This window comes from Bradyrhizobium sp. LCT2, from assembly GCF_009931255.1.
Classification (GTDB): Bacteria; Pseudomonadota; Alphaproteobacteria; order Rhizobiales; family Xanthobacteraceae; genus Bradyrhizobium; species Bradyrhizobium diazoefficiens.
Genome location: NZ_CP034432.1, coordinates 640,177 through 654,878 on the forward strand (window position 1 = coordinate 640,177; position 14,702 = coordinate 654,878).

Annotated in this window: 13 protein-coding genes; 2 read left to right on the forward strand and 11 right to left on the reverse strand. The window is 63.6% G+C overall.

Features of this window, described 5'->3' with window-relative positions:
* The 11 genes from EI171_RS03825 to EI171_RS03875 all read right to left on the reverse strand — a co-directional run bounded on the left by EI171_RS03825 (position 1) and on the right by EI171_RS03875 (position 10,122).
* On the reverse strand, positions 1-1,410 hold the full coding sequence (locus EI171_RS03825) for a cytochrome ubiquinol oxidase subunit I (RefSeq protein ID WP_161532637.1): 1,410 nt from the start codon (positions 1,408-1,410) through the stop codon (positions 1-3).
* 19 nt (positions 1,411-1,429) lie between these two features.
* The gene (gene mqo / locus EI171_RS03830; protein ID WP_161532638.1) at positions 1,430-2,968 is read right to left on the reverse strand and encodes a malate dehydrogenase (quinone); all 1,539 of its coding nucleotides are present in this window, start codon (positions 2,966-2,968) and stop codon (positions 1,430-1,432) included.
* A 42-nt stretch (positions 2,969-3,010) separates the two neighbouring features.
* Positions 3,011-3,415 (reverse strand): hypothetical protein, encoded by a 405-nt coding sequence (locus tag EI171_RS03835; protein WP_161532639.1) that lies wholly within the window; start codon positions 3,413-3,415, stop codon positions 3,011-3,013.
* A gap of 229 nt (positions 3,416-3,644) precedes the next feature.
* Positions 3,645-3,836, reverse strand: coding sequence for a hypothetical protein (locus EI171_RS45365; protein ID WP_246740448.1), 192 nt, complete (start codon positions 3,834-3,836; stop codon positions 3,645-3,647).
* Between the two features lie 14 nt (positions 3,837-3,850).
* The gene (gene fumC, locus EI171_RS03845; RefSeq protein ID WP_011083118.1) at positions 3,851-5,287 is read right to left on the reverse strand and encodes a class II fumarate hydratase; all 1,437 of its coding nucleotides are present in this window, start codon (positions 5,285-5,287) and stop codon (positions 3,851-3,853) included.
* A gap of 185 nt (positions 5,288-5,472) precedes the next feature.
* Entirely contained in the window at positions 5,473-6,141 is a 669-nt protein-coding gene (locus EI171_RS03850) for a YoaK family protein (RefSeq protein ID WP_161532640.1), read from the reverse strand.
* 18 nt (positions 6,142-6,159) lie between these two features.
* Positions 6,160-6,996: a formate dehydrogenase accessory sulfurtransferase FdhD gene (gene fdhD / locus EI171_RS03855; RefSeq protein ID WP_161532641.1), complete on the reverse strand. Its 837-nt coding sequence runs from the start codon at positions 6,994-6,996 to the stop codon at positions 6,160-6,162.
* 3 nt (positions 6,997-6,999) lie between these two features.
* Positions 7,000-7,599 (reverse strand): HdeD family acid-resistance protein, encoded by a 600-nt coding sequence (locus tag EI171_RS03860; RefSeq protein WP_161532642.1) that lies wholly within the window; start codon positions 7,597-7,599, stop codon positions 7,000-7,002.
* Between the two features lie 343 nt (positions 7,600-7,942).
* On the reverse strand, positions 7,943-8,443 hold the full coding sequence (locus EI171_RS03865) for a Dps family protein (RefSeq protein ID WP_028175294.1): 501 nt from the start codon (positions 8,441-8,443) through the stop codon (positions 7,943-7,945).
* Positions 8,444-8,506: 63 nt separating this feature from the next.
* A complete protein-coding gene (locus tag EI171_RS03870; RefSeq protein WP_011083123.1) occupies positions 8,507-9,070 on the reverse strand; it encodes a cytochrome b in 564 nt (187 codons plus the stop codon).
* Positions 9,067-10,122: a catalase family peroxidase gene (locus tag EI171_RS03875; protein ID WP_161536915.1), complete on the reverse strand. Its 1,056-nt coding sequence runs from the start codon at positions 10,120-10,122 to the stop codon at positions 9,067-9,069. The genes EI171_RS03870 and EI171_RS03875 overlap by 4 nt, the downstream gene beginning before the upstream one ends.
* A 360-nt stretch (positions 10,123-10,482) precedes the next feature.
* Here EI171_RS03875 and EI171_RS03880 point away from each other — a divergent pair, with 360 nt between their 5' ends.
* Positions 10,483-11,364, forward strand: coding sequence for an SDR family NAD(P)-dependent oxidoreductase (locus tag EI171_RS03880; protein ID WP_028175297.1), 882 nt, complete (start codon positions 10,483-10,485; stop codon positions 11,362-11,364).
* A gap of 283 nt (positions 11,365-11,647) precedes the next feature.
* Positions 11,648-14,563: a winged helix-turn-helix domain-containing protein gene (locus tag EI171_RS03885; protein WP_161532643.1), complete on the forward strand. Its 2,916-nt coding sequence runs from the start codon at positions 11,648-11,650 to the stop codon at positions 14,561-14,563.
* Positions 14,564-14,702 lie beyond the last annotated feature (139 nt).

Below are 14,702 nucleotides of genomic sequence, written 5' to 3' on the forward strand. Positions count from 1 at the left end.
CTATTCTCCCGCTTCGAGGTAGCTGTGCGAGGCCGGCACCTGGTCGGCGAGCGACATCGGCCGATTGGGGACGGGAACGTGCAGGGGCTTGCCGCCCGGTCCCGCCGGGCCGGCGCGCAGCAGCCGATAGATGTAGTAAGTCCCGAACGAGAAGATGAAGGCATAGACAGCAACGAACAGGATCAGCGAAGCCGTCGCGGCGGCCGCTGTCAGAGACGGCGTCACGGCATCGGCGGTCCGCAATACGCCGTAGACCGTCCACGGCTGGCGGCCGACCTCCGCGGTGTACCAGCCGGTGAGAATCGCGATCCACGGCAGCGGGAAGCTGAGGAAAATGCCCCACAGCAGCAGGCGGCTCCGATCGAGCCGATGCTTGAGGCCGAGCCAGGTCCCGAACCACGCGAGCCCCAGCATCGCGAAGCCGCAGCCGACCATGACGCGGAAGGCAAAGAACGGGATCGCCACCGGCGGCCGGTCCTGCGGCGCGAAGCTGGAGAGGCCGACCTCTTTCGACGTCAGGCTCATGCTGCCGATGATGCTCCCGAGCACGGGAATCGATATCGCATATTTGTTGGATTCGGTGCTCGAATCGGGAATTGCGATCAGCACCTCCGAGGCCGGCTGCTCGTCATGCCAGCGCGCCTCGATCGCGGCGAATTTGGCCGGCTGGTAGTCGTGGACATAGTCGCCGACGAGATGCCCAATGAAGAGCTGGACCGGGAGCAGCACCGCCGCAAGCGCAAGGCCCATCCGCAGCATGACATGGGCCTCGGCGCGATAGGTCCGCCGCAGCAGATACCACGCGCCGGTTGCGGCCACGCAGAACGCGCCGGTCAGATAGGACGCGAGTAGCATGTGCGGAAACCGGACCCAGACCACGCGATTGAAGATGATCTGCGCCCAATCGTTCGGTACGAACTGGCCGTTCTGCAGGACGTAGCCGGTCGGCGCCTGCATCCAGCTGTTGTTGACCATGATCCAGAACGCCGAAAGCGTGGTTCCGAGCGCGACCATCGCCGTCGAGAACAGGTAGAACCACGGCGGCACCCGGGGCCGGCCGAAGATGAGGATGCCGAAGAAGCCTGCCTCCAGCATGAAGGCGGTGAATGTCTCGTAGGAGAGCAGCGGGCCCTGGATCGGACCCGACATCTTCGAGAGCACGCTCCAGTTCGTTCCGAACTGAAACGCCATCACCACGCCCGACACGACGCCCATGCCGAAGGCCACGCCGAAGATCTTCAGCCAGAACTCGAACAAGGTCCGGTAGACGGGCATGCCACTATACTGGTGCATCGCCTCGAGCACGGTGAGCCAGGCGGCAAGCCCAATCGTGAACGCCGGAAAGATGATGTGGAACGAGATGGTGAAGGCGAATTGCAGCCGCGACAGGAGGAGTGCCGTCGGATCCATCGGACATTCTCCCGTTCGTTCACGCCCGCTTCGCGGCCGCCGGCGCGCGTGCGGCCGGCTGCGGAATGTTGTCGACCTTGAGAACCTCCGCCGTCGTCGCTCGAATCTGACGACAGAAATCCGCGTCGTCGATCAACGACACACCATAGGACGCGACGATCTGCTTCAGCTTCGGCAGCCAGGCGCTCGCCGTCAGCTCTCCGGCAAAGCACTTTTCGAGCACGCTGATGGCGATGAACGCCGCAGTGGAGGCGCCCGGCGAGGCGCCGAGAAGCGCGACCAGCGAATGATCGTCCGCGCCGACGAGCTCGGTCCCGAATTCGAGCAGACCGCCGCGCTTGACATCGGGCTTGATGATCTGGACGCGCTGGCCTGCGACCTGCAGCCTCCAGTCCTTCGGGTCGGCCTTCGGGAAATATTCGTCGAGCGCCGCAAGCCGGTGGCTCTCGGATTGCAGCACCTGCCCGACCAGATATTCGGTGAGATCGAAATTGTCGCGCGCCACCGAGAGCAGCGGCTTGACGTTGGCAGGACGAATGGACTCGAAGAGGTCCAGCAGCGAGCCGTGCTTGAGGAATTTGCTCGAGAAGCCCGCATAGGGGCCGAACAGCAATGAGCGCTGGCCGCCGATCACGCGCGTGTCGAGGTGCGGCACGGACATCGGCGGAGAACCGACCGCCGCCTTGCCGTAGACCTTGGCATGATGACGCCCGTTGATCTCCGGATCGTCGCAGCGCAGCCAGGTCCCGCTGACCGGAAAACCGCCATAACCGCGTGCTTCCGGAAGGCCGGATTTCTCCAGCAGCGGCAGCGCACCGCCGCCGGCACCGATGAAGACGAATTTTGCGCGGACCGACCGCGTTTCGCCGCTCGCGGTGTCCCGCACCTCGATCCGCCAGCGGCCGCCCTGCTCGCGGACGAGACCGGTGACGCAGCTGTTGTAGTGGACCGCGCAACCCGGCTGGCTGACGAGATGACCAACCAGCAGATGCGTCAACGCGCCGTAATCGACGTCGGTGCCGGTGATGATCCGCGTTGCGGCGACCGGCTCGTCGCCGCTCCTTCCGTCCATCACCAGCGGCGCCCATTCGGCAATCTTCCTGGGATCCTCGGTATGCTCCATGCCCTCATAGCAATGATGGGCCGACATCGCCTTGAACCGCTTGCGGAGAAATTCAACATTCTCCGTGCCGTGCACGAAGCTCATATGCGGCACCGGATGGATGAAGGACCGGGGGTCGGCGATCGCGCCCCGCCCGATGAGATAAGACCAGAATTGCCGGGACAGATCGAACTCGACGTTGACCTGGAGCGCCTTGGAGATGTCGATGCTGCCGTCGGGCCGCTGCGGCGTGTAGTTCATCTCGCAGTTCGCCGCGTGGCCGGTCCCGGCATTGTTCCAGGAGTCGGAGCTCTCCTGCGCGCAATCCCCGAGAAGCTCGAACATCTGGATCGACAGCGAGGACTCGAGCTCCTTGAGAAACACGCCGAGGGTGGCGCTCATGATGCCTGCGCCAATGAGAACGACGTCGGTTTCGCGATCGGAAGCTGCTGACATGGTTTTTTCCTTCGTTGGGTGTTGCTGTTCCGGATGGCTCGATCAGGCCCGCACCGATTGCCGCGTCCTGGCGCGGAACGGCACATCGGCTCCCGGCCGCAGGATCACGTAGGCACGGCGCCAGGACGAATCGTCGGTCAATTTCCAGCTGTGCCCCGAGCCGGCGGTGTCTTCGGCAAGCAGGACGTTGCCGGGGTGAATCAGGAAGTGGTGGCCGTCACGCGTCTGGAAATCGAGCGTTCCGCTCAGCGTGATCACGAGCTGCCGGATCGGCGCGGTGTGCCAGGCGAAAGCCCCGCCTGATTCCGTCTCCTGGAAGGAGACGCTGACGGCATCGATCTTGCCGGTCAGAAAATCGCCACGCTGGCCCGGCTCCAGCTCGAGGAAACCTTCCTCGAAATGCGAGTTGTTGTCCTCTCCGGTCCATAGACGCACACAGCGGATCATCGTGTCTCTCCTTGCATTTTTGCTGCTTTGCCTCAGCGGCGTTGTACGGACCGGAACGGCACCTCGGCGTCCGGTTCAAGAACCGTGTAGAGGCGCCGCCACGGCGCTCCATCCGTCATGGTCCAATTGTGGCCCGCCCCGCCCGTATCTTCCGTGAACAGGACATCGCCCGGGTGCAGCATGAAACTTCCGTCTGCCGTTTCGAACCGCAGCGTCCCGCTCAAGGACATCACGAGCTGCGCGCGGGGTCGGGATGCCAGCCGAGTTTCGGATCTGCATCCGTTTCGTGGAACGAGGCAGAATCGATCGTCAGCTTTACGCTGAGCGCATCGCCTCTCGCTCCATGCTCGAGCTCGACGACACCTTCCTGGAAGTGCGACTTGCCGTCCGCTCCCGTCCACAGCTTGACACACCGCATCATGGCCCTTGCTCCCTTCAACCGGTTTTCGCACCGATTGCGAGCGGCACCTTGATCTCGGCAACGTAGGGCTTGACCATCTTTGCGGGATCCACGATGCGGTCGAACTCCGGTTCGGTCACGAAGCCGAGCTTCAGCGCCGCCGACTTCAGCGTGAGATCGTTGTCCATCGCGTAATGCGCGATCCGCGATGCCTTGTCGTAGCCAATCACCGGCGCCAGGGCGGTCACGAGCATCAGCGACCGCTCGACATACTCCTTGATCTTCTTGCGGTTCGGCTCGGTACCCTCGACCAGGAAGGTGCGGAAATTCGTGCAGCCGTCGGTGAGGATGGTGACGGATTGTGCGATGTTGTGGATGATCAGCGGCTTGTAGACGTTCATCTCCAGGTAGCCGCCGGCGCCACCGAACCCGACGGCGACGTCGTTCGCCATCACCTGCACGGCGATCATCGTCAGCGCCTCAGCCTGCGTCGGATTGACCTTGCCCGGCATGATCGACGAGCCCGGCTCGTTCTCGGGAATCCGCAACTCGGCAAAGCCCGCGCGCGGACCGCAGGACAAAAGGCGGATGTCGTTTGCGATCTTGTAGAGCGAGCCGGCGAGCGTGCGCAGTGTGCCGGAGAGCTGCACCAGCGCGTCGTGTGCGCCCTGCACGGCGAACTTGTTCGGCGCACTGACGAAGGGCAGGCCCGTCAACCGCGCGATCTCGGCTGCGACGGCTTCTGCAAAGCCCGGCGCCGCGTTAATCCCGGTGCCCACGGCGGTGCCGCCCAGCGCGAGGCGGAAGACGCCCTTGAGCGCGTCGTCGATGCGCGCCAGACCGTCGGCGAGCATCGCGGCATAACCGGACCACTCCTGCCCGAGCGTCAGGGGTGTGGCATCCTGCATGTGGGTTCGGCCGATCTTGACGATGTCGTCCCACTGGTTCGATTTCGCTGCGATCGCATCGTGCAGAGCTTCGACCGCAGGAACCAGCCGTTGCGTCACGTTCATCGCGGCCGCGATGTACATGGCCGACGGGAAGCTGTCGTTCGACGACTGCGACATGTTGACGTGATCGTTCGGATGAACCGGCAGCTTGCTGCCGAGCGCCGTGCCAGCAAGCTGGCAGCATCGGTTCGAGATCACCTCGTTCACGTTCATGTTGAACTGCGTTCCGCTACCCGTCATCCAGACGTGAAGGGGAAACATGTCGTGATGCTGGCCGGCGAGAATCTCGTCGCAGGTGTGGACGATCAGTTTGTGAATCTTGCCGTCGAGACGGCCGCCGGCGTAATTCGCATTCGCGGCCGCTTTCTTCAGGATCGCGTAGGACTGGATCATTTCGCGCGGCATCAGGTCCCGGCCGATGCTGAAATGCTCGAGCGAGCGCTGCGTCTGCGCGCCCCAGAGCTTGTCCGCGGGAACGTTCACTTCACCCAGGCTGTCTGTCTCTTTGCGGAGGTCGTTCATCCTTTGCCTCTCGTGGCAGTTGATGTCGGGAGCACTCTTGCGGCGCTGATCTAAAATGTACGGACCGCACGGCGCACACGCTTCCGCGAACGAACGTCCTTTTTCCGAATGGCATGGTGGGCGCCTCGACCTGCAACGAGCGAGCGCGCGTTTGGCGTGCGGAACACTCAGACAATCGCATGGCTTCAATGCTGATGCCTTCGATGCCGGCAGAGCCAGAGAACGTACCCCGACAATGCGATCGGCAGAGCGAGGCTCCAGGTTCCCAGCCACTTCGTCACGCAGCCACCGACAGCGGCTCCCAGCAGGAACATCAGGCAGATCGCAACCATCGCTCCACCGCCGTGCGCCGCATCGCGATCGGACGCGGCAACGAACTGATCGATGGCGCGGAGCATGTTTCCACTGGCAGTGACCGAGAGGTACTTCCAGCGTCCAACCTGCCTGAAACTCGCCGACTGCAACGCGACGCCGAAGGAGATGACAAGAATCACGATCTGATCGGGAACGCGATGAAGCAGCAGCATCGCCGTGGCAAGGCAGACGATTTCTCCGACGAGACAGCGCAGCGCCGCCCGGGTGCGGGCCGCCACCACCGCCCCCAGGACGAAGGCCACGATCGGAAGGAGATGGTGAAGCGCGCGCAGCCATTGCCCGGACTGGGCGTCGATCCCGAGGAAGACGACGTTGCCGGTCTGCGAACTCGCGAAGACGCCCAGCGACAGCCACGTGAAGGCGTCGAGGAAGCCCCCCGACATGCTCAAGAGAGAGGCAACCAGCAGCGATCGTTCCGGAGCGCAGGCCTCGACGCGCGTCTCGGCCAAGGGCTCCGTTGATGCGGCTTGCATCGCCATGTTCGCGGGTCCGCGAGGTCAGCAGCCGGCGTGCGGCGCGGCCTCTTCAGGCAGCAGAACGCGGCGCGGATGCGTGAATACGCCGTATCCATCATCGCGGGCGACGGCGAGCAACGTGATTCCCGCCTCGTTCGCTGTCTGGATGGCGAGCGCGGTCGGCGCGGAAACGGCAACGACGACCGGCGCGCCGATCATCGCAGCCTTCTGCACCATCTCTACCGAAACGCGGCTCGTCAGCAGCACGGCGCCGTCGCGAGCCGAGTTGCCGTCGCGATTGATTGCACCGGCGAGCTTGTCGAGCGCATTGTGCCGGCCGACATCCTCCCTGACCAGAGTAATGCCGGCGCGAGGCTGCCAGAAGGCCGCCGCGTGAACGGATCTCGTCTGTTGATTCAATATCTGGAGAGGAGACAGAGCCTGCATGGCGCTCAGCAGGTCCCGTGCGTGAAAGGCAACGCCGGGGCCCTCGACCGGCGACGGCGCACGACGTGCCTGTTCGAGGCTTTCGATGCCGCATAGCCCGCACCCGACGGGACCGCTGATGGCGCGGCGGCGCGAGGCCAGGGACGCAGCGCGGTCACCATCGAGCCACATCCGCACCTCCACGCCAAGCTCGTTCGAGATCAGCTCGATGCTCCTGATCTCGCTTGCGCGGCCGATGATTCCTTCGGTGAGGCTGAAGCCGACACCGAAATCCTCCAGATCGGCCGGGGTCCCCATCATCACCGCATAGGTCGACCCGTTGTAGGTCAGCGCGATGGCGCTCTCCTCGGCGACCAATCGCGACGTCGACCTCGTGCGGCCGCCGCGCCAGGCGATCTCCCGGTGCCGCGTGAATGTCGAACCCGTCATCATGGCTCACACCGTCGCCGGCTCGGCCGAATGTCGCGAGGCCCGGTTTCTGAGGGCGAGCCCGAACGCAATGAAGCCCCATCCCTGGAAGATCAGATCGACGACCAGCATCGCACCGAGTAGCCACAGGCTAATGGTCGGCCAGGCTGCAACCAGCATCACGCCGACGCAGAACGTCACGACGCCGGCGGCCACTATCCAGCGCCAGCCTGCGGCCGGCCGCATATGGAAGCCTACCCAGATCCGCGTCACCCCGGCGACGATCAGGAAAGCGCACATTGCGAGCGACAGTGTGAACGAAGCCAGTAGCGGATCGTAGAGGATGACGGCTCCGGCGGCGCCATAGATGATCCCGGCGAACAGCCAGAACAGGAAACCCCGCAGGCCGTGCACGGAGAAGGCATGCACGATCTGGAAGATCCCGGCGACTGCCATGGTCGCTCCAATGACGAGCACGGAGGCCAAGCTCGCCGCCATCAGATTGGCCGACGCAATGCCGCCGAGGATCAGTTCGCCAACCCCCAGTGCAACGAACCAGCCCCATTTTCCGGCAATCGCGTGAATGGCCCTTCCGAGCGACGCCTTCGAGTTCGACACGTCCGTCATGGCTTGACCCTTGTACGTGCGACCGGCCTAGCGGTCATGGATGGGAGCAAGCGTACAGAGTTTCGCTCGGGGTCATCTTTCGAGGATGCCGCGATATTGTTTCATCCGCACGATGCGGGTCTTTTCGGTGGGCTCACGATCAAACGGCGAGCGTTCAAGGCAGGTCTGCAGCCATCTTTGGCAGATGCAACGGCAGTGAGATGGTAAAGTCGCGCATGGACTTCCAACCACCCCTGCGCGGAAGCGAGGGTCGCCCTCGCTTCCGCGGCGTCGCAGCGATCGGCCGCCTTCGACACCAGGTCGATCACCAAGGCAAGCTCGTCATCGACCCGGCATCCTGTGCTTACGAATTCGGGCCGCTTCGTCCGGTCTCGTACAGGAACCAGATCCGCCGCTCCGTCTCATCGATCCAGTTTTCCAGCAGGCTTGCGGTGGCGACGTCGCCATACTCGTCGCAAAGCTCGTGGACCCGGCGCATTTCCCGCGTCAGCTGCTGGTTGTCGCTGCGCAGCTCGGCGAGCATGTCCTGGGGTTCGACATAATCCGCGTCGTTGTCGAGAATGCGCTGCTCGCGCGCGATCTGGCCGATCGAGCGCAGCGTCGTGCCGCCGATCTTGCGCGCCCGCTCGGCAATGTCGTCGGTCATGGCAAAGATCTGCTCGGCCTGCTCGTCGAGCAGCAGGTGATAGTCGCGGAAGTGCCTGCCCGATACGTGCCAGTGGAAGTTCTTGGTCTTCAGGTACAGCGCGAAGACATCGGCCAGCAGCGCTCTCAGCGCGGCTGGAATGTCCCGGTTCGCGTTGGCCCCGAGATCCGTCGGGCTCTGGAGATCCGCCTTGCTCATTGTCGTCATCCTTGTTGGAGGTTGAAAAACTTTAACCGCATGCTTCGCCGGCGCACGAGGGCTTCATTCCGCCGGCGTCGTCCTGTTCCGCAACGGCAGGAGCGCGATCGTTCCGAATACGCCATCGCGGCGGATCAACGCGTGGAACAGCCCTGCCGCGAGATGCAGCAGCACGAGGGCAAAGAACGCAAAGCCCAGATAGACATGGGCATTCCACAACAGCGTGTGCAGGCGGTCGCTCTGCGGCAGCAACGCCGGAATTCGAATGTCGCCATACAGAACGACTGGATAGGCCGCAGCCCAAAGCATGCCGAGCCCCAGCAACGGCATCACGATCATGAAGCCATACAGGAGCTGGTGCGACAAACGTGCTGCCAGCTTCATCGCCGGCGGAAGATCAGCCGGCAACGGTGGCGCGCTGTAGTGGCGCCGCAGAGCCAACCTGATCACGACGAGAGCCAGAAGAGTGACGCCGAGCGTCTTGTGGATCAGGATCAGCGGCAGATATGTCGGCGCCACGGTGGACACCATGCCGACGCCGATGAAGAGCATGGCGATAATACAGACTGCCATCAACCAGTGCAGGAGCCGCTGAAGCAGGGCGAAACGATGAGGAGCATTGCTCATGGCCTGGCGGTCTCGGTTCGAGAATAATCCCGGGCTTCGGCCGCACGCAAATCGTAGGACTTGCGGTAGACCGACGAGCGCGCGGCCGGGAAAGGATCGTCCGACACCCGGATTCCCTGCGGCAGCACGGTCGGATCGAAGTTGATGTCGCGGCAGGGCCCATCCCGCTCCGGTTCGATCCGCTGCACGATGAGCGTTCCGACCTGCACCGTACGGCGGCCCTCAGGCCAGGGCTTGCTCGGGTCCGCGGTCGGATCACCGGGATCGGCGACGGTCGTGACCATGGTCCAGCGTTGCGGGCCGGCGATCCGGACCCGTTCCGCTATCTCCTGCTCGAGAAAATCGGGACCGCGCTTTTCCAGCTCGGCTTGTGACAGTGAAACGACCTCCGCCGTCGGCAGCAGCGACCATCGCACCGCATGCTCTGCGCCCTTCGCATCCGTGAAGATGAAACTGTTGAGCCCGTGGTAAGGCTCCTCCGCATAGCTGGCGGTCCAGGGCGCCGTTTTGGCCCAGGCCGCGAAGGCGGCGAATTCCGGATTTGCCTGGATGAACGCCTTCATCGCCTCCGGATCCTTCTTGCCGGATGCAATCAACAGGTCGTGAAACGCCTGCGGCGTGGAGACTGCAAAGAACGGCGGATTGATCATCGCCATCCGCCACTCTTCGCCATCCGCCGTTGCGATCTGCAATCCCAAACCGCGCACGCGCGCGGTTGCGTCCACGGCGCTCGGATCGGCAGTGCCAAGATTGAAGCGGCCCAGAGCCGGATACGTGCCTCGCTCGAAGACCCTGGCTTTCGAGAGTTCCACGCCGTTCCCGTTCGCCTCGAAGGCGCCGGTGAAGCAGATTCCCTTGGCATGATTTCGCCGGTGCCCGAGCGGCGGGCCACTCGGGGGCGTGAGCGCCGCGATCATCAGATCCGGCGTCAGGCGCCCGGGCGAGAACCACCCAGCAGTGTAGGCAAACGCGGCAGCACCGCCCCCGAGGACGGCCACAATCAGCACCAGCGAGCCGAGCCTCGAGCGCGGCAGGTTGCCTGACTGATTCATCGCTTCTCCTTGCAATACGCAAGCCGCCCCGCAGACCGGCCCCACGGCCCGTTCTGTCGAGCGGCTCGGGTTCCGTTGTAGCTGGCGACCACGGCCGCGATCTTCTGAAACCGGATCGCCAATTTCGCGAAGGCACGTTCGTGCTTGCCCAGTATGCGGGGCTCGTCCTCACCGGATTTCGGGCTTTCTCGAAATATTTCGTGCGATCTGAAAATCACTCACCGGGCTCGAAAGACCCGCTTTGCGCCGGGGCCTAGTTCAAAGGCTCTTCGCACAAGGCCAGCGGTCGATCGACGAACGATGAACGTGTCGCGACGACGCTGGCGTCTTTGCGGAAGCTGGAGTGCGATTGGGGTTCGAATGAGCAAAGTGATCATCGTCACAGGAGCTGCAAACAGCATCGGACGAAGCACCTGCAAGACATTGGCGCAAGCCGGCCACACGGTCTACGTTTCGATGCAGGAAACGAAGGGCCACGATGATCACGGCGTCGAGGACGCCGGCAAGCACGGCGCGGAACTCCGAACCATCGCGTTCGACGTCGCCTCGGAAGCCTCCGTGAATTCGGCCATCGATGCCATCGTCGCCGAGAACAACCGCCTCGACGTGATCGTGCACAATGCCCGACAGGTCATCTACGGACCGGCGGAGGCCTTTACGCCGGACCAGCTTGCCGAGCTCTACGACACCAACGTGCTGAATGCGCAACGGGTCAATCGGGCCGCATTGCCCCAGTTGCGCAAGCAGGGCCAGGGCCTGCTGATTTGGGTCTCATCGAGCAGCGCACGTGGCGCCTCGGTTCCTTTCCTGGGAGCCTATGCTTCGTCAAAGGCCGCCCTCGATGCACTGGCGCTCGGCTATGCGGGCGAACTCGCGCGCTGGGGCGTCGAGACGACGATCGTGGTCCCCAGTGCGCTCGGACCCGGCCACTACATTCGCTCCGGCCGACCGCTCGACACGGCGCGGGCCGAGGAATACGCGGATGGTCCGACGGCCGACGTGAGCGAGATCGCGCAATCGGCACTTGCGCAGCTTCCGGCGAAGGATCGAACTCCGCAAGACGTCGCGACCGCCATAGCCGATGTCGTCGGCATGCCATTCGGACAACGGCCGCTGAGAGTTCATTTCGGTCCTGACGACGACGGAGCCGCAGCCGTCAACGCCATCGCCGACAGCGTCCGCATGGAACTTCTCCGCCGGATCGGGTTGGACGACATTCTCAAGCCCGCGTCCATCGGATAGGGCTGGGTGTCGTGGCGTCGCACATTCGTGATCAGGCGAGACCGAAGACCAGCCGCGGCGCTCGTTTCGACGCATCGATATAAGCTCCCGGTCGTTTCTGTAATCAGGGGTCGATTCCTGAAAATCCGGGAGCCTCTTCGGAGCCCCAGACGAAAGTGATACGTCCCAATCCTTTACCCTGTTACTGCCGAATGTTAGGTTTGAAAGGCCACTACGTTCACGCGTCTTGGTGTGCTTCCAAGTCATAGAACGTGACGAGTCGTGCGCCGGGTTGAAATTCCCAATGGCCCCCCGCTGGCAAAGCAACAACACGCAAAGCAGCAACACGATGGCCGCTGCCGGCCGCTCCGCCCAAGACGAAGCCGCCCGGGAGATCTTGGTCTTCGGGCCGTTTCGGCTCGACCCCGCGCAGCGGCGGGTTGAGAGAGACGGGAGCCCCCTGCAGCTGTCGGGTCGAGCATTCGACATTCTGCTCGCACTGGTCCGGCAGGCCGGCAACGTCGTCAGCAAGACAGAGCTTATGGCCACGACGTGGCCGGGCGCCGCCGTCGAGGAAAACAGCCTGCGTGTCCATATCGCCGCACTCCGCAAGGCACTCGGAGACGGCAACGACGGCGTCAGATATCTGAGCACGGTCTCCGGGCAAGGCTACTGCTTCGTCGCGGCGGTATCGCGCCCGGAACAGAGGCAACCTGCACCGACCAATCCGACTTACGTCCATAACCTGCCGGCGCATCCCCGGCAGATGGTCGGGCGTGAGCAAGCCATACAGGACATCTCGGAAAGACTGAGAGCCCAACGTTTCGTCACGGTCGTCGGCCCGGGCGGCATCGGCAAGACCACAGTCGCCATTTCCGCAGGCCACGCCCTGCTCGCGGAATTCGCCGGCAATGTCCACTTTGTCGGACTCGGCGAGACGGGCAGCGCCGCTCCAGTGCCGGCGATCGTCGCATCTTCACTTGGGCTGCGAGCTCGATCGAATGATCCCACGAATAGCCTCGCGACATTCCTGCGCGACATGCGGATGCTGCTCATTCTGGACTGCTGCGAGCATGTCATCGAAGCCGCGGCGGCGCTGGCCGAACGGCTCTACCAGGCAGCACCGGAGCTGCACATCCTGGCGACCAGCCGGGAGCTGCTGCGCGTCGAAGGCGAGTTCACATACCGGCTCCCACCGCTGCCGAGCCCGCCGGAGAAGATCGTTCTGACGGCCGCGAACGCTCTCGCCTACCCTTCGGTGAAACTCTTCGTCGAGCGTGCGACCGCGGGGGGCGGCGAGTTCGCGCTGACGGATGCGAACGCCTCTGATGTCGGCAACCTCTGCCGTCGGCTCGACGGTATCCCGCTTGCCATCGAGCTCACCGCCGGCCATGTGGGCGCATATGGCGCAAGAGCGATGGTCCAACTCCTCGACCAGCACCTCAATTTGCTGTGGGAGGGACGACGCACCGCGCTGCCTCGGCACCGGACACTGCGCGCAACCATCGAATGGAGCTACAATCTTCTATCCGACGCGGAACGCGTGATTCTCGGCCGGCTGTCAGTGTTCGTCGGCAGCATGACCCTGGACGCCGTGCGGTCGATTGCCGCGGGCTCGGAGGATGACGACACGATCCTGGCGATCATCGACAGCCTCGTCGCCAAGTCGATGCTTGCACTGAACACCGGCTCGCAACCGACCCGCTACCGCCTTGCCGACTCGACCCGGGCATACGCGCAAGAGAAACTTGCCGCCAGCGGGGACTCCGAAGCGGTCGCGCGACGTCACGCCTGCTACTTTCTCGGCCTCCTTGAGAAGATCGGCGACGAAGCGAACCGAGACCTTTCGACGGTTGCGGAGGAATTCGGCAACGTCCGCGCCGCACTGACGTGGTGCTTCTCGGATCAGGGAGACCGCAGAGCCGGCGTGGCGCTCGCTGCAGCATCGATACCGCTCTTCTTCAAGCTGTCGCTCCTGGCGGAATGCGAGCTCTGGGTCACCCGCGCCATCGAAGCACTCGATGACACCAATGGAGGCATCAGGCAGGGCCTCGTCCTTCACACGGCGCTAGGGGCGGCGCGCATGCTCACCGGACAGCTGGATGAATTGGGCGCAAATCACCTCCGCCGGGCGCTCGAGCTGACGGAAAGGATCGGCGATATACCGGGGCAGATCCGTTTGATCGACCAGTTGCATTTGCTGCAATTGTTCGTCGGCAAGTATGATGACGCATTCGGCATCGCCAAGCGCGGCGAAGCCATTGCCCTTGCCAACAACGATTCCAATGCGGTCGCGCGCATGCGCGTATTGCTCAGCATCTCCTGCCAGTATCTCGGCAAGTTCGTTGCCTCTCGCTCATACGTCGAAAAGGCATTGCGACATACGGGCCTGGACAAGGACGTCCTTAGCGGCCTCACCCTCGAATATCCCAAACGCGCTCAAATCACCCTTGCGCGCGTCCTCTGGCTTCAGGGATATCCCGATCAGGCGACGCGAATAGTGCGCCGCGCCATCTCGGACGTCATCGCAGCGAACCATCCGGTCATGTTCTGCAGAGCGCTGCCATGGGCATTCGGCGTCTTCTTCTGGAATGGCGATCTGGAGGATTGCGAAGAACACATCGACAGGTTCGTCGTGGAGGCTCGCAGGCACAACCTCGCCATCCTCCAGTTGGTCGGCGAGGCCATGAAGGGGATTACACTGCTGGCCAGGAACGAGACCGGTGTCGGACTCGCCATGCTGAAAGGCTCGATCGAGAAGCTGCAGAGCCTGTGCTTCGGTGCGGTGGCTGGGTTTCGCATGCCTCTCGCCGATGCCCTGGCGGCGACAGGTCACGGCGACGAAGCCCTGGAGATCATTGATCAGGCGATTGCCCAGGCCCAACACTGCAACTTCATGATGGACATGCCCGACATGTTGTGCACAAGAGCGAAAGCGCTGATGAGGAAGAGCAATCCGGATCTTTCGCAAGCGGAGCTGAGCCTCATCCGAGCACTCGACCTCGCCCGCCATCAGGGGGCGCTGGGTTATGAGCTTCGCGCGGCGATCGCGCTTGCGAGACTATGGCAGCGAGGCGATCGCCGCCGGGAGGCGTACGATATGCTCGCCCCCGTCTATCAGCAGTTTACCGAGGGATTCCAGACGCGCAGCCTCGTGGCGGCAAGAGGCTTGCTTGCCGAGCTGAACCCGCCACGCTCGCGCTCGTTTGCGGCCAAATGATCCTCTCCGGATCGCGTAAGCGCGCATCGCCTCGATCGCCGTGCAATCGCGATAGAGGGGTGCAGTCTCGAACGACGCGTGCGGGCGGCCGGTCCATGCTGAGTTGGCAATGAGACGTCGGCGCCGGCCATCGCCATCC